Origin of the sequence: Sphingorhabdus lacus (assembly GCF_009768975.1) — a bacterium.
Lineage (GTDB): Bacteria > Pseudomonadota > Alphaproteobacteria > Sphingomonadales > Sphingomonadaceae > Sphingorhabdus_B > Sphingorhabdus_B lacus.
In genome coordinates, this window is sequence record NZ_CP035733.1 from 2,828,307 (window position 1) to 2,849,782 (window position 21,476).

Sequence of the window (21,476 nt, forward strand, 5' to 3'; positions counted from 1 at the left end):
TTATATGGACTTTATGAAACTCCTCAAATCGCTTGAGGAGTTGCTCTACGAAGTCATGGTCATGCTGGTCTTCTATCCGAAGACATTATGGCTGACCTTTCGTTACCCGCAACGGATGATGGACTATGCCGATACCGAGTTGGGCGATGTCCAGTCCGAACAATATATCGACACGTTAAGCCCGCCGCTTTTCCTAATGATGTGTCTGGCCATCAGCCACGCAATCGAGGTCGCAACCTTAGGGAAAAACGGCGGGCTGGAATTACCGTCTTTTCTGAGCAGCACCGAAAATCTGCTGGCTTTCCGCGTTCTGGTGTTCAGTGTTTTTCCGCTGATGATGGCGTTGCGCCTGTTATATGGTCTGAAGATACCTCTCGATCGCGAAACCTTGCGAGCCCCCTTTTACGCCCAATGTTTTGTAACCGCACCCTTGGCGATGTGCTTTGGGATTACGCAATCGATGCGGCAGGTGGCCGTTCCGAACAGTCATCTCATTGCGAATATTCTCATGCTGCTGGCATTGAGCTGGTATCTTCGGCAGCAAGCCCACTGGTTCCGGACGAAACTGCATGTCGGACCGCTCCGAAGCTGGGCCATGGCCATTTTGATGTTCTTCATCACATCGGTGCTGCTCGTGGTTACCGCAGCTGTTTTATTTGCACCCTATCTAACGTGACGGGACTTGGGAGGATCAATGGGCACATCATCCATTAGGCTGCTTATATCGGTTTTTGCCGTTGTCTTGTGGGTCGCGGTGACGATGGGGCTCGCTTTGCTTCAGGTCGCGGAAGGCACGTCGCTTGACCAGCTTGTGTCCCAGCAAATTGTGTGGGGGCCGCCCGCCGCTGCCGCCTTATTGCTCGTGATCATGTGGGCGATGAAGTGGAAAGATGTCGGATTCAACGCCGTTCGGCCGGTATCGTCCTGGCGCTTGATCTGGTTCCCGATGCTGTTCGTCTCCGGCTTTTTTGCCGCAGCGGTTTTTCTGCATGCGCCTGTACCGAAAGCGATCCTGCTGACGGTCACGATCAACACCATGTTTGTAGGCTTCAGCGAGGAATTGGCCTTTCGCGGTGTTTTATGGGGCGCGGCGCGCAAGGCCCTTCCCTTTTGGGGCGCGTTCTTCCTCGTCACTTTCCTGTTCGGGATCGTTCATGTTTTGAACGCGCTATTGACCGGTCAATTTGCCGCCGCAGGCGTTCAGGCGTTCAACGCGATGCTGAGTGGATCCGCCTTTCTTGCGCTTCGCATCCGTACCCATGCTCTCTTACCCGTAATGATTGTGCATTGGTTGTGGGATTTGTCGGTCTTCATTCTCTTGTCCGGTCGCTCCGGTCCGGCAGAGCCTGCCGCTGCACCGTTGGAACAGTTTTTGGGCGCATTGATCATAGTCGGCCCGATGGCATTATACGGTTTCTATCTGATCCGGAACGCGCAGGTTCGCGAAGGCTGGCAAGATGATCGCACCACTTCCCCTGACTTCTTAACCCCCCAAAAAGGAGAATGATGATGAAGGTAAAACCGTTTCTGGCCATTGCCCTTCTGAGCGGCGCCTATATTGTGCCCGCGACACTTCAAGCGCAGGATGCATCGAAACCTGTGGCCATACAATTTGCCAAAGGTGCAAGTTCCAAAGTCATAAAAGGCAGCATCCGGGGTGACCAAGGGCGCCTGTATACGATCAATATCAAGGCGGGCCAGACCCTCAAGGTCAAACTGGTGACGAGCAACAGCTCGTCCTATTTCAACATTACAGCTCCCGGAGCGCAGGAAGCACTGTTCATCGGATCGACCGAAGGAAACAGCTATTCGGGCGTGGTCCCCTCGTCCGGAAATTACACCATCGATGTCTATCTGATGCGCAATGCCGCCCGGCGGAATGAAACAGCGAACTACACCCTGACGGTAAGCGCGACCGGAAAATAGGGGCATTTTGGCAGCAAATGTCCATCGGCTGTCATCATTTGTAAATTGTTGTGCACTGGCCGCAGGCGCATCCTTCCGGCCAGCAAGGTGGATTGCGACTCAGCAAAAAGGGGAGTTTTTGTGAAAAAATTTGGAAAAACAACGTTAGCAACATTGGTAGCGACCTCTTTACTCGCACAGGGCACTGTGGCGGTGGCGGCCCCTCCCGGATCGGTGCGTGATCTGGTCGGTGCCCGCGCCGCCGGTGGCGAAACCACTTTGGAAGAACGCGGCTTCACCATGCACCATGGCTTGACCAAGGATGGTGGCAAAGTGACCTATTGGTGGAATCCCAACACCAAGGAATGCGTCAAGGTCGATACCTATGACGGCAAGTTCGACGCCATCGACTTGGCGAAAAATTCCGATTGCAACCAAAAGGGCGGCAACGGCGACAAAACCGCCGTCGCCATTGCCGGCGTCGCCGCGCTTCTTGGCGTTGCGGCTTTGGCGAGCAAGTCGCATGATCGCGGCGACAAATATTCGGACCAAACCAATACAGCCGAATATGAGCGCGGCTATCGTGATGGGCTCTATAATCAAAGTTACCACAATTACGGCCGGTCAAATGCCTATTCGGACGGCTATTCGCGCGGTACCGAGCAACGTGGGCACGAAACCTCCTACCGTTCCAACAACCATTATGGCGGCGGCTATTCCGCGCATTCTTATGTTGGTGATCTTCGCGGGCAATCGCGATCCTATGCGGTTTCGCAGCTTATGAGCCGGGGCTTCGTCGTGCGGGACAACAAGAAAACCGACGAAGGCCGCTACTTCACATTCTGGAACGAAGGCGCCGAACAATGCGTCGTGATGACGTCGAGCAACGGATATGTGAACTCGATCGAAAATGTTTCCAAGCGGACGTGCCGTGACTGGTAATCGGGTACATTTCTTTCAACCAACACCAGGTTGATGCGTGGGCGGGGCTGACGGATTTCCCTCTGTCAGCCCCGTTTTTTTTGCCGATGGTTGGGTCGCGCCCGTCTGCACTTTGCAAAACAGGTTGTTCCGGCCCTTTTGGGGTCGGCACCCTTTTGTTGAAAAGGCGATCGATATGAAAACATCATTTTTTGCAAGCGTAGCCGCGTTGATGTTCATAGCGCAGCCAAATGCCTTACTGGCGGCCCCCGCCGAAGCAGGCACGGCTAAACCGCAGCTTGGCGAATGGGGTGTCGAAACGCGCAACATGTCGACGACGGTTCGGCCCGGCGATGATTTCTATCGCTATGTCAATGAAGGCTGGCTCAAGACGGCCAAGCCGCCCGCGGGTATCCCTTATATCGATGCCTCGGTCGATGTGTATCTGTCGACGGAAAAGCGGATTGGCGGTCTCATCGCCGAGACGCGGCAAAAGACAGGGGATCCGGGAAGTCCGGAACAATTAATTGGTGATTTTCACCGATCCCATTCCAATATGGAACGGCGCAACGCGCTTGGCCTCACCCCTATTGCCAGCACCTTGTCGATTGTCGCGGGCACCACCGACCGCATGGACATGGCAAAAATCATGGCGATGCCCTGGATCGACGGTCTGGTTGGTGCCGGGGTTGTGACCGATGCCGATGACCCCAAGCGGCAGATTGCGGCCGTAGGGGTTGGCGGCCTGACGATGCCATCGCGCGACTATTATCTGGCCGACGCTGAACCCTATATCGGGCACCGCAAGGCGCTGCTGGACTATATCGCATCGACATTTCGCCGTGCCGGCATTGCGGACGCCGATGCGCGCGCCGCCAAAGTCATGGCGCTCGAAACCGAAATCGCAAAGCGGCAGTGGACTACCGCACAACGGCGCGATGTTGTGGCCTTGAACAATGTCATGAGCCCGGCGCAGTTGAAAGCCTATGCGCCGGGCTTCCCCTGGGACGCCTTTTTGGCCGAGATGAAGTTTGACAAGCAGGCGCGTATCAAAGTTCTGACGGATACTGCCGTCCAGGACATTGCGAAATTATTCGCCGACACTCCGGTCCCCGACTTGCAGTCTTTCTTGGCATTCAAAACGCTGGATGCCTGGGCGGATTCGCTATCCGAGCCATGGGTTCAGGCGCACTTCGATTTTCATGTCAAACGGCTTCAGGATACGCCGGAGCGGCGTCCTGCCGAACTTGAAAGTATCGCCGCCGTCAACGCCGCCTTCGGTGAGGAAGTGGGCCGTCTATATGTCGGAAAATATTTCGGCGCATCCGACCGGGCCAAGGTGGACGAGATGGTGGGTTATCTCCGCGACACATATCGCGAGCGTATCGAGAAGCTCGAATGGATGGATGAAGCGACCCGCGCGGAAGCGCTCAACAAACTGGCAAAGGTCACACGCTATATCGGCTATCCCGAACGGTGGCACGACCGTTCGAATGTGCGTATCGCGGCCGACGATCTTGTGGGCAACCAGAACAGGCTATCGGACTGGGCGCGGGCCGATAGCCTGAAAAGACTGTCCGAAGAAACGCGGCGGTGGGAATTTCCCTACACCCCGCAAGAGGTCAACGCCGGTTACAGCCAGTCGCAAAACTCGATCACCTTTCCGGCCGGAATATTGCAGCCGCCCTTCTTCGATCCGAATGCTGATCCTGCGGTCAATTTCGGTTCGATCGCGGCGGTGATTGGCCATGAATTCGGTCATGGCTTTGACGATCAGGGAAGCCGCTCCGACGGCGACGGGAAGTTGCGCGACTGGTGGACAAAGGCGGCCCGCAGCGAGTTCGACAAGCGCACGGCCGGACTGGTCGACCAGTATAACCGATATGAGGCTTTGCCGGGTCTGACAATTAATGGCCGTCAAAATCTGGGCGAAAATATTGGCGATCTCGGTGGTCTGTCCGTGGCCTATGCGGCCTATCAGCGTTTTGTGAAGGAAAAGCAGGGCGCAAAGGCCCCCGTCATTGGCGGCTTCACCGGCGACCAGCGCTTCTTTCTGTCCTGGGCGCAACTGTGGCGCAATGTCATGACGGAGGGTGAAACCCGGCGGCGCATCCTTTCCGACAACCACAGCCCCGGAGAATTTCGCGTCAATGGCGTCGTCCGAAATGTCGACGCCTGGTACACAGCGTTCAATATAAAGCCGGGCGACAAACTCTACCTGCCGCCCGAACAGCGCGTCCGGATTTGGTGAGCTGAAAGCAGAAACATGCGCATCAAAAATGTCCAATGGAGGTCGGAATTGGAAAAGCATATTCAAATTCGTATCGCCGCCTTTTGCGCACTTGCATTGGCCAGTCTCCTTTCTCCTTCCATCTCGTGGGCGAACGAATCCCCATGGGTGATTTCCAACGGTCAGGCCGATGCCGGGCTTTACGAGCCACGCCATATCCAGAAAGCCTATGAAAAAGGGACGCGCAGCCGCGACGGGAAACCGGGGCCGAACTATTGGCAGAATCATGCGACCCATAAGATAAAGGTCACCGTCGCTCCCCCTGATAAGAAGGTTCGCGGCGAACAGGTAATCATCTACACCAACAACAGCCCCGATCCGCTTCCTGCTCTGGTTTTCCGCATGTACATGGATGCGCACAAGCCGGAAGCGCTCCGTGAATATCCCACGTCGCGCGATTTCATGACTTCGGGCATTACGGTCGAAGAGTTCAGCGTCGACGGTGCGGTGATGCTATGGGACGATCCCAAGAGTCCCGTGGCAGGAATGAACTTTCCCGGCAGTACGACGCATACCATCCTGTTGCCCAAACCGATTCCTCCGAAAGGAAGCGTGTCGATCAAGATGCGCTGGAACTATGATCTAGTGCGCGACAAGGGCTGGAAAGAAGGCGCGATTGATGACAGCACTTTCTTCCTCGCCTATTTCTTTCCGCGCGTCACCAACTACAGCGACGACAGCGGCTGGGACACGCGATTATTCACCATGGGACGGGAGTTTAACAACGACTTTGCCGATTTCGATGTCGAGGTTGTTTCGCCGCGCGACTATGTGGTGTGGGCAACCGGCGAACTCCAAAACCCGGCCGACGTTCTGCAACCTGAGATCGTCGCCCGCCTGAAGGCCAGCGAGAAAAGCGATCAGGTTGCAACGATCGCTGAAGCCGCCGACATCAAGGGCGGTAAGGTAACGGCCCGTGCGGCAATGCTGAGCTGGAAATGGCGGGCAAAGCATGTGCCTGATTTTGCACTGGCACTCAGCAACCACTACCGATGGCAGGCATCGAGTGTAGTAGTGGCGCCTTCGACGGGCCGCCGCGTGGGTGTACAGGCGGCCTATGCCGACAGCGCGACCGACTTCAAACCGATGGTCGAATATGGCCGACAGGCGTTGCAATTTGCCTCCACCAAATATCCGGGAGTTCCCTATCCGTACCCCAAAACGACAATCATATTGGGCGGCGCGGATGAGGAATATCCGATGATGGTCAATGACGGATCAAATATCGGCAGCCCGGAAGCCGCAAGCCTGCCTGAAAATGCCTTCACCGGCTTTGTTGCGACGCATGAAATCCTGCACAGCTGGTTCCCCTTTTACATGGGTATCAACGAGAAACGTTATCCCTTCATGGACGAAGGCTGGACAACCGCGTTCGAATATCTCCGCAACCGCGAGGTGCTTGGCGTCGAAAAAGCGGATGCCCTGTTCAAGGATTTCCGGGTGGTCAAGGTCGGCTGGCCGGAAGCTGCTTCAGGTAATGAAATTCCGGTGATTACGCCGCATGATTCGCTGTTTGGCCAAGCGTCGGTATTTGCATTCAACCAATATGGGAAAGCCGCGCTCGGCTATCTGGCGCTCAAGGACCTGATGGGAGATGAGGCGTTCAAAAAGGGCCTGCACACCTTCATGGAGCGTTGGCACGGCAAGCGTCCCTTGCCTTGGGATATGTTCAACAGCTTCAATAATGCAGGCGTCGGCGATCATAGCTGGTTCTTCAAAAACTGGTTCTTTGGCTATAACTATATGGACCTTGCCGTCGGTGAGGTGCGTACGGACGGGGGATCGCATATTGTAAAGGTGCACAATCCAGGAGGCATGGCGATGCCGTTCGACCTCATCCTCAACTATGCCGACGGCACCAGCGAGCGTGTGCATCGCACGCCTGCAGCATGGCAATCGGATGGCGGCGCAACCGACGTTACCGTTTCAAACGGCAAGACACTCAGCGCCGTTACACTCGACACCGGGATTTTTGTGGACTTCAATCCGAAGGATAACAGCTGGAAACAGTGAAAAAGAAACTGACATTTGAAAACATCTCGTCGGTCCGAACCAACTCGGCGGGACAGCAATTAACGGGGAAGGGAAATGAATATGAGTGAAGTAACATCGCCACCGCCAACATGGCTGCGAATATTGCAGTTCCCGCTTATCCGCTTGGTTCTGCTTGGCGTGCCGCTATTTGGGGGCATCGCCTTCAGCAATACATTCATGGAAGAAAACAAGGGCAACGCTGTTGCAGCTATCGTCGCGGCCACTGCGATGGTGTCATTGGCCATGTGCATTTACGTCGGCTTTGTCCGCTGGATCGAGCGCCGCGAAGTCACCGAGTTTGAACTATCCGCTATGCCAAGGGAGTTGGGCATCGGGCTATTGATAGGGGCCGGCCTCTATACCGGATGCATGATCATTTTGTACGTGCTGGGGATTTTCCGCATTGACGGATTTAACCCTGTGTCCATCATGCTGCCGGCGATTGCCCTGGCGATCAGCTCCGGCTTTCTTGAAGAATTGCTGTTTCGCGGCGCCCTGTTTCGCATCGTTGAAGAATGGTTGGGGAGCTGGGTTTCGATCATCGTATCGTCCGCCGTATTTGGCCTGACCCATCTCGCCAACCCCGATGCGACGATGACCGGCGCGTTGTTCATCAGCGTCGAGGCAGGCCTTCTGCTCGCCGCGGCCTATATGCTGACCCGCCGGTTATGGATGAGCATCGGCTTCCATATGGCATGGAATTACACGCAATCGGCCGTGTTTGGCGGGGTTGTGTCCGGCGGCGTTGCAGAGCCGGGACTCATCAAGCCGATCATTAACGGGTCCGATTTGCTGACCGGAGGAAAATTTGGACTGGAAGCTTCGCTGACCGCGTTCACTTTATGCACGACCGCGGGCGTGATCCTGCTCGTCAAGGCGCATCGGCGCGGCCACATCGTGCCGCCATTCTGGAAGCAGAAGAACTAAGCCACCTTCGACCCATAACCGGAAAGACTGTTCGTTGTTCCGGCGAACGCAGGCTTTCATCGTGACACGCAGCAGCCTCGCCCGCCGGATCGGCAATTGCCACTGGGTCGGCGGCGAAGGGCTTTAGCTTCGACTATTTTTTGGGGGCGAGGGCGCCAAGCATTGCCCGGCCCCTTTGCACAGTCGAATCCGTTCAGATGGCATCTTCAAGCTTGTTGAGCGCCGCCTGCAACCGCACGATGCACGCGCCAATATCGGCATGTTCACTGCCGCTTTCGATACGCGGATGAAGCTCTTGCAGCTTGCGTAGGGCGACCGATGCGGATTTCTGCAAGCGTTCAATTGCGCCAGACTCCAACGCTTCGGAAGAGATGCCGTTACACGCGGCCACACAGGCGACAACACGGCGGTTAAGGGTCATATTGCTCATGCTGCTTCCTTTGCTACGTCGGAGTGGCGGTTAAAAAACGGGCGCTGCCAAAAACGCCGCTGTTCGATTTTGTCGGAGAGAAAAATGGACTCGGGCGCAGGATTGTTCCCGGCCTCGGGCACAGTTGATCGTGATTCTGGAACAGCTCCCCAAAGCGCCAACGCCGAATGGCGCAGCGATGCCGGATAATTGTCCAGCTCCGATAGGTCTGTTGTGTTAATTTTAAACATGGAAGTCTCGTAAATTCCGTATTTAGTATGATGCCCGGTTCAGGGGCGGCTCTACGCGCGCAAGGCGCAGCGTATTCGATCGGGATCGGAAATTACAAATAATTGTTCATACGCATCGTCGTCACCTCATCGTTGGAAGAGAGGAACACGATAGTTGGCGAGGTCGCCTGAGCGTCGCGCGCTTTAGCTGTTGGTAACGCGGAAGCAAGCTGCATCCTGATCAAAAGCCGCGGTCCGAAATCTGGTATGGAGCGGTCCGTCCGGACTCGGTTGTCCGCTCTATGTATTCTCTACTCATTTGGTTGATTAATGATTCGTCAAGCGATTATTTGCGCGTCCTACCCCGATTCTGTCCAAATGGTCCTCCTTTGCGGCAGAACGCCCGCCGCAACCGTTGATCCTGCACGGCGGCAGCGATGCCGATATGCGACGCCTTAGCCAAATATAAATAGTAACGCAATGTATACTTGACATAGCGACACGATGTTTGGCAGCTTCATTCTGAAAAAGCTGTGTTTCTGATTCACATCAGCTGCGCCGCTTTCGCACAAGGCCTCGTGGATGGGGCCGGGGCATGACAGGGAGTATTACCGATGGGCACCTCTAAACATACGCTGTTGTTTCGCGCATCGACAATCGCGTTGGCCCTCGGAGGCGTAACCGGGGCCGCCTCTCCGCTGTGGGCGGATGCGACGCCGGAATGTAATGCCAGTACTGTTATTGGCGCTGTAAATGCGACAGAATGTGGCGCGGGGTCATTGGCAAGCAAACCCAATTCCACTGCGGTAGGCAACTCGGTTCAGGCAACAGGGACCAGTTCGACCGCGATCGGCCAAGGGGCCGGCGCGACAGGCGATAATTCGACAACAACAGGCGCCAGCTCCCGCGCTTCTGGTGCTGGATCGACGGCAAATGGCATGGGCGCTGCGGCAGATGGTTTGGAATCCTCGGCATTCGGTTTTCAAGCAGCGGCCCAGCAAGCCAATTCGGCCGCCTTCGGCGCGAAGGCCAAGGCGTTTTCGTCAGGCTCTTTGGCATTTGGTGCCGGTGCAGAGGCGGGCGGGGATGCAATCACGTTGGGTAATGATTTGCTCGCCTTAAATGCTGTGGCCTTGGGCTTTGGCGCAAAAGCGCGCGGTGCGGCTTCTTTGGCCTTGGGATCCAATGCAGAAACCCTCATCACCGTAACAAATGCCGTTGCATTGGGTTCGGGCTCAATCGCGGCGGAGAATGATGTTGTTTCGGTAGGTAACGCCACCTTCCAACGACGCATTGTAAATGTAAAGGCGGGAACGCTCGACAATGACGCAGTCAATTTCAAACAGTTGTCGGATCTGGAATCTAGGGTCGACCTAGCTATTCTCAATGCGAACCCGCTTCTAAAAATTAGCGGTTTGGTGACGGCAACCAATAAACCTTTTGCATCAGGTGATAGTACCATCGCGCTTGGGGTTCTTAGCCAAGCGAACGGCGGAGGCAATGTCGCAATTGGCGGCGTCGCAACAGTTATCTCCGGTGACGACGGTCCGATAATAAATCCAGGCGTAGCGTTGGGTGCATCTGCAACATCGCGCGGAGGCGGAACGATTAGTATTGGCGGGTTCTCCAATGCTGGCGACCCATTGTTTGCCGGTGGTTCTAACCTCATCGGTGCCACCGCAATCGGCTTTGACGCCGATGCGCTAGCCGCCGATTCCACCGCACTCGGCAAACTCGCCAAGGCCCCGACGTTGGGTAGCACCGCCTTGGGCGCGGGTGCCGTTGCCGGTATTGTTGTGAAAGATGCTGGTGGAAACGTGGTCCTTACCACAACAGGCGCAACGGCCGTTGGCGCGAGCGCCAAGGCAGAGGGTACCGCTTCGGTCGCCCTCGGTGCCACGGCGCATGCAGAAGCAATCAAGAGCATTGCCATTGGTTCGGGAACAACATCCACCGGCGAAAGCGCGATCGGCATCGGGGAAAAGACGGAGGCCAAGGGCAAAAATGCGGCCGCGTTCGGCGCGGTGGCTTCCGCTCTCGGCGCTTCGTCAACTGCGGTGGGTGAGGGCAGCCAGGCAAATGTCGACGGGGCGTCGGCATTTGGCGCCGATGCCGTTATTGATAGCATAAACGGCACCGCCTTGGGCATTAACGCCAAGGTTGGGCTCGGTTCCGCCGATGCGATCGCACTTGGTAATGGCGCTGAAGTGTCCAAAGGACCGGCCCTCGGGGCTACTGCGACCAAGGGCGTGGCAATTGGTGCAGGTGCCAAGGTATTCAAGGATTCAGGCGTTGCTTTGGGCGACGGTGCGACGGTAACGGCCACTGGCACCAGTGGCCTTGCCTTGGGTAAAGGGGCCAATGTTGCGGGCGTGGATGCGATTGCGCTGCGCGGGAACGCGGCTGGATCGAACGCTGTGGCCGTGGGGCTTGGCGCAATTGCGGCGGGTGCAGATGCCCTTGCCCTGCGCGGCAGTGCTGCCGCTGCTAGCTCGGTCGCAATTGGGGTCGGAACAAACGTCAATGCCACTGCAACCGATGGGGTTGCGCTCGGTAAAAACGCGGTGGTCAACGCGGGTATCACCAACAGCGTCGCCTTGGGCGCGGGATCGGTCGCAGACGCAAGCGACACCGTATCGGTCGGCAAGGCCGGGCCAGGCGGCCAGCGCAAGATCGTCAACCTCGCCGACGGGCAGGCACTTACCGATGCGGTGAATTTCGGGCAATTGACTGTGGTCGACGATGAGGTTGGCGCATTGCAAGAGGAATCCCGATTCCTTTCCGTAAACAGCGGCACCACCGCCCCCGCGGCGACCGCTACAGGTGCGGACGGGGTGGCCCTAGGTTCGAACGCAAATGTGAATGCAAATGCGACCAATGGCGTCGCGCTTGGTAAAGATGCCACGATCAACGCCGATGTGACCAACAGCGTCGCGCTGGGCGCGGGGTCGGTGGCGAGTGATTCCAATACCGTATCGGTTGGCAAAGCCGGTAGTGAACGCAAGATCACCAACCTCGCCGCAGGCACTGTTGCGACAGATGCGGTCAACCTCGCGCAATTGGACGGTAAAACCAAATATCTCTCCGTCAACAGCACGCTTGGCGTCGCATCGGCCACCGGCACCAACGCCATCGCGCTTGGCCCCGTTTCGACGGCGGTCGGTACCAACACTGTTGCGATCGGTAATGGGTCGAATGTGATCGCCAATGGCGCTGTGGCGCTGGGATCGAACACATCAATTGACGAGACGGCAACCGGCGCGATCGCGCTGGGTCAAGGGGCAACAATTGCAGCTCGCGTCATTGGACCGCTTCCAACGGACATTACAACGCGCAAGCCAACTGATGCCATTGCCATTGGTCGTAATTCATTGGTGGAGGAACAAGACGCGATTGCGATAGGTCGTGAGGCTACGGCGAGCCGCAATGATACAATCGCTTTGGGGCGTCAGGCGTCCGCTACCGGAGCGGCTGCCATCGCCATGGGCGAACGCACAGAATCAACCGGACTAGCATCACTTGCCTTTGGCATTGGCGCGCGGTCATTGGGGCAGCGCTCCCTTTCCATCGGCGCTGACAGCTTTGCTAATGGGGTTAATTCGATAGCAATCGGTATCGGTTTTGGGGCGCGAAAGGTTCCCGGGATAGATCCAGTGACCGGTCTTCCTCTGCCGGACGACGGCAACAGTTTAGGTGCCCATGGCGATGGGTCGGTGTCCATCGGTAATGCGTCAAGATCTCTTGGGCTTAGCTCGGTTGCTCTTGGCGAAAATTCTTCGGCTGACGTCGATTTCGCCACTGCAATCGGTAACGCTTCCGTCGCCACCGGCATTGGTTCAACTGCCCTCGGGGTATTCGCCAACGCCACTGGCAATGACTCTGTCGCGGTGGGCGCGGCATTAGCCGATGGTGCGCTTTCAACCGCCCTGGGCGCAGGCGCGATCGCGCAAACCGACAATGGCGTCGCTCTTGGTTCCGGCTCGGTGGCCAATCGCGGTAATGCGGTGTCTTTCGGTAATGATGTCGTTGATATCGACGGAGACGGCGATCCTGCCACCAACCCTGTGTTCCAACGCCAGCTCATCAACGTTGCCGATGGTACGCAAGCCACGGATGCCGTGAACTTCAGGCAATTGACTGCGCTACGCGATGACCTCACCAACCCCTTCCTCGCCGTCAACAGCACGGTGGCTCTTGCAGGGGATGAGGCGATTGCAAGTGGCGTAAACGCCATTGCCTTGGGCTTTCAGGCCAAGGCCAATGCCAATAGCACACTCGCCTTGGGCGAAGGCGCGAATATCGACAACACCGCCACCGGAGCCATCGCCCTGGGCAAAGGCGCAAAGGTGGAGACGCGTATCAATGGCACCGGTCCAACCGCTACGGTGACCACATTTTTGCCGACCGATGCGATAGCCATAGGCACCAGTGCACTTGCGCAAGAAACCGATGCTATCGCTATTGGGCGTGATGCAAAGGCAGAACGTGATGGTACGATTGCTTTTGGTGCCGGAGCAAAGGCAGAATCCACCAAGTCGATCGCCATCGGCAATTTGGCAAAAACCAATAGCTCTGCTGCGATCGCCCTAGGTGAAAATGCCCTAGCAGGTGCGATACAGTCTTTGGCCTTCGGCACCGCCAGTCAAACACTGGGTGCCCAATCTATTGCCATCGGCACCCAAAGTTACAGTTCGGAAGATGGTGCGATTTCTATCGGGGGCACGACAGTGGCCGTAAATCTGGATGGCGGCATCGACGCCAATAATAATGGGGTAATCGATCCCGACGAAAGACGCTTTGGCGCGCGCGGAACGGGTGCAGTTGCGATTGGTCTGGAAACGCTTGCGGACGCATTTTCGTCAACGGCCTTGGGCGTGGGCGCTGCGGCTATGGATGCACAAGCAACGGCACTTGGAGCCTCTTCAACCGCACTAGGCCTCAATTCGCTCGCCGTTGGTGCACTCGCGAATACAGACGGCGACAATACCATTGCGTTGGGCTTTTTGGCTTCGGCCTTTTCCGAAGGTAGCATGGCCATCGGCACACAATCAGTTGCAGAGCTGAAAGGCGCTTTGGCGCTCGGGTATAACGCAAGAGCGAATACCGAAAATAGCGTGGCGATAGGCGCAGATTCATTTGTGGATCGCGGAAACGCCATATCGTTCGGCAATGCTGTGGATGATGGTGACAATAATCCTGCAACCAACCCTGTATTCCAACGCCAGCTCATCAACGTTGCCGATGGTACGCAAGCCACGGATGCCGTGAACCTGCGGCAATTGAATGAGGTCGCTGCAAATGCAAGCCCCTTCTTCGTGTCGCAAAGCAAGGATTTGACAGGCAGACCCACGGCGACGGGTAAGGATTCGCTGGCGCTCGGGGCTTTGGCGAGTGCGGAGGGTGGCAACAGCGTGGCGCTGGGTGCAGGCTCGATTGTGGCTACGACTGAAAGTAATGTAGTATCTGTGGGTTCAGCGACATTGCAGCGCAAGATCATCAACGTTGCTGCAGGGACATTGGCCGACGGCAGCACGGATGCTGTGAATGCGGACCAGCTGTTTGACCTTGATACATCGGTGGACTCGCGCCTTGATATTGTCGAAGGCGATATCATCGGCATCACCACCGATATCACCAACATCGCGGCGGACACGAAGTTCTTGGCGGTTGGCAGCCTTGCTACAGCGACGGCGGCGAGTGCGACGGGCGCGGATGCGGTTGCACTGGGTGCAAACGCAAATGCGAGCGCGGCCAACAGCGTCGCGATTGGTGCAAACTCGGTCGCGGATCGAAATCTTGCTGGGCTGGGACTTCCTGCGACCGTGGTTGGCACGGTGTCGTTCGGTGCGAAAGATGCGGAGCGTCAGTTGGTCAATGTCGCCGCCGGTACGCAGGCAACCGACGCGGTGAACAAGGGCCAGTTGGATACTGAGATTGCCGATGTGCGGTCCGACATTGCCACTGACATCACCGAAATTCAGACGACAATCAACGACACCACCAACACCACGATCAACGAGAAGATCAAATATCTCGCGGTGAACAGCACGGGTGCAGACGCGGCGGCGACGGGTGTGGACTCGATTGCGGTGGGCGGCGGATCGTCTGTGGCGGCGGGTGTGACCGGCGGTGTTGCGCTGGGCAATAATGCCAAGGTGAACGCCGCTGCGCTAAACAGCGTCGCGATCGGTGCAGGGTCGATTGCGGACCGCGTACCTGTGGCAGGGACGGTAGGAACGGTGTCCTTCGGGACGGCAGCAGCAGGAGGTCAGCGTCAGTTGGTCAATGTTGCCGCCGGTACGCAGGCAACCGACGCGGTGAACAAGGGGCAGTTGGATGCGGCAATTGCTGGAACGGCAAATCCGTTTCTTGCTGTTGATAGCCGTGTTGCTTTGGCCCCCGATGGATCATTTGCCGCTGAAGGCGCATTTGCTGCCGGTGGTGACGCGGTCGCACTTGGCAAATTTGCCAGGGCCGAAGTAGGTCAAAGTTTGGCATTGGGCGTCAGCGCCAATGTTATAGGCAGCAAGGGAATCGCCTTGGGTGCAAGCGCATCTGCGGCGGGAACAGATAGTGTCGCACTCGGCGCAAATTCGGTCGCCAACCGGGGCAATGCGGTTTCGATCGGGTCAGATACGCTCAAACGCCAATTGATCAATGTTGCCGACGGGATCCAGGCGACCGATGCGGTCAACAGGGCGCAGCTCGATGATGTTGAGCGCAAGATTGTAAATTTTGACGGCAAAATTGGCGATCAGATCACCAACATCACGACGACCGTCCAGGCAGCTGCCAAGGCAACGCCTTGGACCTCCATCAAGAGCGTCGAGGGGGATGACGGCGTTGCGGTCGCGTCTGGCGAAGATGCAATCGCTTTAGGCAAGGAGAGCCAGGCACGCGGAAATGATACGGTAGCGATCGGCAATGGCGCAATTGCCGAAGGCGATGCTTCTGTCTCCATCGGTAAAGGCAACAGGGCGACCGGCAAGGGCGCTGTGGCTATCGGTGACCCCAATGTCGCGAGCGGTACCGGCGCCTTTGCGGGCGGCGATGAAAACCAGGCCATTGGCGACGGAGCATTGGCTCTAGGCAATCTGAACAAGGCCCTTGGCAAATCAGCCATCGCCCTAGGGGACCGTGCAACGGCGGGCGCTGTTGATGGGGCTGGGGTGCCCTTGGGCGCGGGTAACATTGCCATTGGCGACACTGCATCGGCGACTAACCTCGACAATATTGCCATCGGTTCCGGCGCCACCGTCAGCGTTGCGAATGCCATGGCTTTGGGCAAAGGTGCCACGGTCGGGGCTTTGGGTGCCAACAGCATTGCGCTGGGTAACGGGTCGGTCGCAAATGAAGCGAATGTCCTGTCGATCGGCGCGGTCGGTGCCGAGCGCAAGATCGTAAATGTGGCAACGGGTGTGAACGCAAATGACGCGGTCAATGTCGCCCAGCTAACCCAAACGGTCCAGAGCATTATCGCAGGCGTCAATCCGTTCTTCATCACCAGCAGTACGGCGGGTAAGGCCACGGTCAACGGCGTGGATTCGATCGCCGTGGGCAAAGATGCGACGACCAATGGGAACAACAGCGTTGCGCTCGGCACAGGATCGATTGCTGACGCGGATGGCGTGGTGTCGGTTGGTGCTGCAGGGGCCGAACGCAAGATCATCAACGTGGCCGATGGCCGTGTGGAACTGGGCAGCAAAGAAGCCGTCAATGGCTCACAATTGTTGGCCGAGGTGAACCGGGCGATTACGCAGTCGGTAAATCCCTTTGTCACGGTAAACAGCACGGGCGGCGGATCGACCGCAACAGGTGCGGATGCCGTCGCCATTGGCAAGGACAGCTTTGCCACCGGTGAAAAGGCGGTTGCGCTGGGGCAAGGGGCGACGGTTGATGCAGCGGCCCAGAACAGTGTTGCACTGGGCGCAGGCTCGGTCGTGACGGCCACCCAGTCGAACAGCGTGTCGGTCGGCGCGGCGGGAGCGGAGCGCAAGATCGTCAATGTGGCCGATGGCCGCGTAGAACTGGGCAGCAAGGAAGCGGTCAATGGTGGGCAATTGGCTGCGGTGAAGACCGTGGCAGACAATGCCCTGACGGTCGCCAATCAGGCGATGACGACGATCTCGCAAGTGAGCGGTAATGTGACGCAAGTCACCACCACGGCGAACACCGCGCTGGCGCGTACGCAATATCTGGAGGTGAACAGCACGGGTGCGAAACCGAAGGCGACGGGTGAAGACGCAATCGCTTTGGGTGAAAATAGCAGTGCCAATTCCAAGGATGCATTGGCGGTCGGTGTGAACGCAAATGCCACAGGTGTTGCCGCACTCGCCATCGGTACAGGTGCAAAGTCTAATGGCGCAGGCGCGATTGCCATGGGCAATGGGGCAAGCGCGGACGGGTCGCTCACCGTCGCGATCGGCAACGGTGCGACAGCAGCGAAGGCTGGCAGCGTGGCAATCGGTCAAGGCGCAACAACCACCAGAGAAAACCAGGTTGTGCTCGGTTCAACCTCAACCACCTACACCATGGCGGGGCTGGGTTCGGCGGCAAGTACGGCGGCTCAGACAGGAACGACAAGATTGGTGACAGGGGATTCCGTCGGCAATCTTGCTTATTCCACATTCACCACGGCTGATATCGCCAATCTTCAGAAGTCTGTTGGGGATCTGACAAGCGAGTTTTCGAACATAAACACAAAGATCGATGGGCTCGGTCAGCGGGCGCGGCAAGCCGATGGCGGGATAGCGGCGGCCATGGCGCTGGGGGGTACGATGTTGCTTCCCGACACTTCGGTCTCGGTGTCGTTCAACCTTGCCACCTATCGGGGTGAACAGGGCTTCTCCGGTTCGGTTGTGGCCCGCGTTCGCGAAAATGTGTGGATCAGTGGTGGCATCGGCGGGTCGACTGTAAAACGCTCGACCGGTGGCCGGGTGGGCGTCAGCTTCGGCTGGTAAAGGGAGCGATGCCGGGCCTCTAAGTATCGGCGCGGGGTACCCCCGTCCCGTACACAAAAAAGGGGGAGGGCGCCATAAGCGTCCTCCCCCCTTCGAACAAGGCGGTCGGAGTTGACTTAAACGGTGATGCCGCAATTGGGCGCTGGGACGGCCCCTGTGCCGGCACCCACGCGGTTGATCAGATTGCCGAAGCTATCCTGATCACCCGCGAGCTCGTTCAGAAATTCTTCCAAATTGGTATAGCCATCGCCGTCCGCATCAGCGTTTCCGCTGGTGATATTCTGGCGCTGTTCCCAATTGTCATCCATGCCGTCACCGTCATTGTCGGTATAGGCAACGCCCGACTGCAAAGCGGGCCATCCGCCCACGTCTGCCGGACTGTTTATGATGCTACCGCTGCAGCTCAAAAATGTCTGCAATACGCGGCGGTCCGATGCGTCGCGGGGGAAGGCGCCAGCAAAGGCGACAACGTCCCGCACACCTTGGTCGGCAGAACTGAACAACTGAACGCTGAGGTTGCCAATCGGCTGCTGACGCACATATTTCCAATCCATCGGGTCCATAAACAGTCGGTCATCCGAGGTGTAGGACCGGCGGCGACCATCTACATTCTGGTAAAGATAGAATTCGGCCATTCCGGGATTTGTCGAATATTGCTCGTCATAATTGCCACCAAAAATCGATGACCCACGAAGCGAACTTGGTCCCATCGAAACCCAGTTTCCAACGACATTGACTTGGCGCTTTAGTCCGCTTGTTGCCAGGCTTTGCTTTTGCTGCATCGAGAAATATTGATGCGCCTTTTCCCGCATATTGTAGGAAATCAGGTTCACGAAATCCGCGCGGGTACCAACACCTGCATTGGGCATGCGATCCGTCGCATGTGCCATGAACACATGATGCGCGGTGATATTGTGGCCCTCTAGGAACATGCCTTTGGAATGCTCGCCAGATTTGTGGGTCGACTTGCTCAGCCCTTCGTAAACCATCGACCATTGGATGGTGACATTGGATGCGTTCTTGGTCGTATTGAACGGCTCATCGGTTGCCCAAGAGAGCGACACGTGGTCCAATATGGTATTGATCGCGCGGCTATCGACCGTGATGCTGTCTGTCGTATCCTGCTTAGTGCCTCCGGTTGGTCCCGGACGAACGCGCAAATGCCGAATGATGATATGGGGCGCGTTCAAATAGAGCGGCGATCCCGTCAGGTTGGATGGATGATTCTTGATCGCTATGCCATCGCCCGGTGCAGTCTGCCCTGCGACGGTTAGATAACCCGATGTCGGTTTGATCTGGGTAAGCAATTCGATTGTGCCGCCGACGCGGAAAACGCATGTCCGTGGTCCTGTTGCCATCATGCATGCGCGCAGCGATCCGGCACCGGAGTCGGCTAGCGTCGTCACGGGTATGACGCGACCGCCCCGACCGCCGACCGACGCAGCACCAAATCCTTCCGCGGTTGGGAACGACCGCTGCTGTCCGCCGGGCAGCTTTGACGTGTTATAGATGGACGAGGAAGTTGCGTGGTTAGCTGATGGCCATGCGACAAGCGATGCTGTCACAAGCAATGCCCCCAAATATCTTTTCATCTTAATCTCCGATGCATTTGACGAACCCGCACATACGAAATGTGTGAAATGCGAAATGAAGGAGATAAGTTAAGGGCGTGCCCAAAAAATGCAGTTAAGTCAGTGACTTGCGTGCAGTCTCAAATTTGGGTCAATGTGCTTTTTTTTCAGGGCTTTGAATGGTTAAAATATGCTTTTCCATCTGCGGTGCCCAACATAATCTATGTAAAAAGATTTAGATCTTTTAGGCTATTCCTGAAGTCAGGACGTGCTCAATCTTTGGAAAAGAGCGAGATGGTTTGCGCAGGTATTTTCAATCGAAAACGACTTTGACCGGGCTATCGCAGCCTCGGAACATTGCTGGTAGATCTCGCCATTCTCCAGCAGGTGCATGATCGCATCGGCCAGTGCATCGGCATCATCCAACGGGCGCAACAGGCCATTTTCTCCATCGGTTACCAGTTCGGTATTACCGGCCACATGCGTCGCTACGATTGGTAAGCCACAGGCCATTGCTTCCAACAGGGCGACCGGCATACCTTCATAACGCGACGTGTTGAGATACAGATCGGATGTAGCCATCAAATCCGCAATGTCTGACCGCTCGCCAAGAAAATGGACATGGTCTGCAACGCCCTTTTCCCGGGCTAGGATACGCATTTTTTCGAGATCGACGCCATTTCCGGCGATCTGGAAAAGGGGCATCGCCGCCGGGCTCAATCTATTCTTCAGAACAAGAGCGACATCCACCAGAAGGTCATAATGCTTCTGCTCAGAAATCGTCCCCACGCTCAGAATCTTTCGGGCATCGCTTGCCCGAGCGCGAGGCGCCGAAGCGGAAAAACTCTTGCTCGCGGCGTTCGGGATATAGGCAATCGGCCGGTGGACATGCTGCGCGAACAGGACCTCCGTCTCTTTGCTGATCGCCACATAGGCAGCGGCGATGCGGTCGAACAATTTGAACATACCGGTAGGGAAGCTGAGCTTGCTATTGTGATGGGTCAAAACCACCGGTGCATTTCCCGGATGCGCCAACAGCATGAGCAACGCCCGTGCCGTATGGGCATGGATGATATCGGGATTGAGCCGCCGGATAAGGGCCCGCATCTTGCGCCAACCGTTCAGCGGGTTGCGCGACGTGCCGAGCTGCAGCGAGATATATTCGCCGCCTTCATCGATAATCCGCTGCCGCAGTACCGATTCCATTTCAGCAGAGTTCCCGACACTATGCGCGTCAGCCAAGGTGACAACCGTGCTGTGATGTCCGGCGGCCGCATATTCCTTGTTCAAATTGACAACAAGCATTTCAGCGCCGCCCGATGTCAGGCTGGTAAGGATGGAAACGATATGCATAGCTAGCGCGCCTGATTTTAATCGAGAGAAATACCGCTACGCTGCATGAGTGCCTTTGCCTCGGGTACCATGGTGTCGCGGCAAATCTGGATGATGCGCTCGGCTTCCGCTTCGCTTAACGTGTCAGAGAAACCGCCGACCTTGCCTTTGCGGACGCGCAGGCTGTCTTCGTCCGAACGGTCATATTCATGGCCCGGGATGCCGGTTTTCTTTTCGGTTTTTTGCATCTTGCTGAACCGCGCCTGCTCGATCGCTTTTGTGAGAGCGGCGTCGTCGACAGGCTGGCCCAAAAATTCAAGGATCTGGCGAACGGTCGTGTCGGTATTGCTGCTCATTTCTTCGTAGCTTATCACCAGCGAGCGGCTGCCCTCCATGCCTTTGGCCCAACCATTATGGTACCGGACGATGGCCGGAATGCCGTAGGTGTCATCTTCGATGAATTCGGCGATGCTTCCCGAAAAACGGTGTTTGTGCTTCGTCTCGTGAAAATAGGCGGACACGCACACGTCGCGGGGGTCGCGGACCAGGATGATGACGGGCCGACCTGCGAAAAGCTGGCCTGTAAACTGGCGGTGGCTCACAGCGATCAGCGGTACCGATACATTATCGGACCGCCCCACAAACACCGGCAAGCCGCGCTCGGCGTCGCGATCGAAATTGGGCAGGACACGAAAGGTCGTGCGCAGATCGGGTTCAAAGCCCAAATTGGAAACTTGCGCAAAATAGCAGGACAAAAGATAGCGTAGCCACGTCCGGCCGCTTTTCGGATAGGATACCAAAAAGGCGTCGACCGAAGGCGCTGCTTTTTCGAGCAGCATCAGGTTCCGCATCCGCCGGACCCGGCGATAGGCATTTTTCAGAAATTCAGGTGCCATG

Annotated in this window: 13 protein-coding genes; 8 read left to right on the top strand and 5 right to left on the bottom strand. The window is 56.9% G+C overall.

Annotated features, from left to right (window positions below; genetic code table 11):
- Nucleotides 1-4 precede the first annotated feature (4 nt).
- From EUU25_RS13355 to EUU25_RS13385, 7 genes are all read left to right on the top strand, one after another.
- Nucleotides 5-676: a hypothetical protein gene (locus tag EUU25_RS13355; RefSeq protein ID WP_158901741.1), complete on the top strand. Its 672-nt coding sequence runs from the start codon at nt 5-7 to the stop codon at nt 674-676.
- 18 nt (nt 677-694) lie between these two features.
- Nucleotides 695-1,507, top strand: a complete 813-nt coding sequence (locus tag EUU25_RS13360; protein ID WP_158901743.1) for a CPBP family intramembrane glutamic endopeptidase — start codon at nt 695-697, stop codon at nt 1,505-1,507.
- Nucleotides 1,504-1,926, top strand: a complete 423-nt coding sequence (locus EUU25_RS13365; protein ID WP_222848793.1) for a hypothetical protein — start codon at nt 1,504-1,506, stop codon at nt 1,924-1,926. The genes EUU25_RS13360 and EUU25_RS13365 overlap by 4 nt, the downstream gene beginning before the upstream one ends.
- Nucleotides 1,927-2,046: 120 nt before the next feature.
- Nucleotides 2,047-2,847, top strand: coding sequence for a hypothetical protein (locus EUU25_RS13370; protein WP_158901745.1), 801 nt, complete (start codon nt 2,047-2,049; stop codon nt 2,845-2,847).
- A 175-nt stretch (nt 2,848-3,022) separates the two neighbouring features.
- The gene (locus EUU25_RS13375; protein WP_158901747.1) at nt 3,023-5,077 is read left to right on the top strand and encodes a M13 family metallopeptidase; all 2,055 of its coding nucleotides are present in this window, start codon (nt 3,023-3,025) and stop codon (nt 5,075-5,077) included.
- Nucleotides 5,078-5,125: 48 nt separating this feature from the next.
- A complete protein-coding gene (locus tag EUU25_RS13380; RefSeq protein ID WP_222848794.1) occupies nt 5,126-7,129 on the top strand; it encodes a M1 family metallopeptidase in 2,004 nt (667 codons plus the stop codon).
- Between the two features lie 81 nt (nt 7,130-7,210).
- Complete coding sequence (locus EUU25_RS13385; protein ID WP_158901751.1) at nt 7,211-8,077, top strand: CPBP family intramembrane glutamic endopeptidase; 867 nt, start codon at nt 7,211-7,213, stop codon at nt 8,075-8,077.
- Nucleotides 8,078-8,270: 193 nt separating this feature from the next.
- Here the strand turns inward: EUU25_RS13385 and EUU25_RS13390 are convergent, their stop codons facing one another.
- Both EUU25_RS13390 and EUU25_RS13395 read right to left on the bottom strand, forming a co-directional pair.
- On the bottom strand, nt 8,271-8,507 hold the full coding sequence (locus tag EUU25_RS13390; protein ID WP_158901753.1) for a hypothetical protein: 237 nt from the start codon (nt 8,505-8,507) through the stop codon (nt 8,271-8,273).
- The gene (locus EUU25_RS13395) at nt 8,504-8,737 is read right to left on the bottom strand and encodes a hypothetical protein (protein WP_158901755.1); all 234 of its coding nucleotides are present in this window, start codon (nt 8,735-8,737) and stop codon (nt 8,504-8,506) included. Before EUU25_RS13395 ends, EUU25_RS13390 begins: the two co-directional genes overlap by 4 nt.
- A gap of 593 nt (nt 8,738-9,330) precedes the next feature.
- Here EUU25_RS13395 and EUU25_RS13400 point away from each other — a divergent pair.
- Nucleotides 9,331-17,676 (top strand): beta strand repeat-containing protein, encoded by an 8,346-nt coding sequence (locus EUU25_RS13400; RefSeq protein WP_158901757.1) that lies wholly within the window; start codon nt 9,331-9,333, stop codon nt 17,674-17,676.
- A 116-nt stretch (nt 17,677-17,792) separates the two neighbouring features.
- Here the strand turns inward: EUU25_RS13400 and EUU25_RS13405 are convergent, their stop codons facing one another.
- The 3 genes from EUU25_RS13405 to EUU25_RS13415 all read right to left on the bottom strand — a co-directional run bounded on the left by EUU25_RS13405 (nt 17,793) and on the right by EUU25_RS13415 (nt 21,475).
- Nucleotides 17,793-19,268, bottom strand: a complete 1,476-nt coding sequence (locus EUU25_RS13405) for a pectate lyase (protein ID WP_158901759.1) — start codon at nt 19,266-19,268, stop codon at nt 17,793-17,795.
- A 240-nt stretch (nt 19,269-19,508) separates the two neighbouring features.
- Nucleotides 19,509-20,600 (bottom strand): glycosyltransferase, encoded by a 1,092-nt coding sequence (locus tag EUU25_RS13410; RefSeq protein ID WP_158901761.1) that lies wholly within the window; start codon nt 20,598-20,600, stop codon nt 19,509-19,511.
- A gap of 17 nt (nt 20,601-20,617) precedes the next feature.
- Nucleotides 20,618-21,475 carry a sulfotransferase domain-containing protein gene (locus EUU25_RS13415; protein WP_246162736.1) on the bottom strand — a complete coding sequence of 286 codons (858 nt, stop codon included), beginning with the start codon at nt 21,473-21,475 and terminating at the stop codon, nt 20,618-20,620.
- Nucleotide 21,476: the final 1 nt, after the last annotated feature.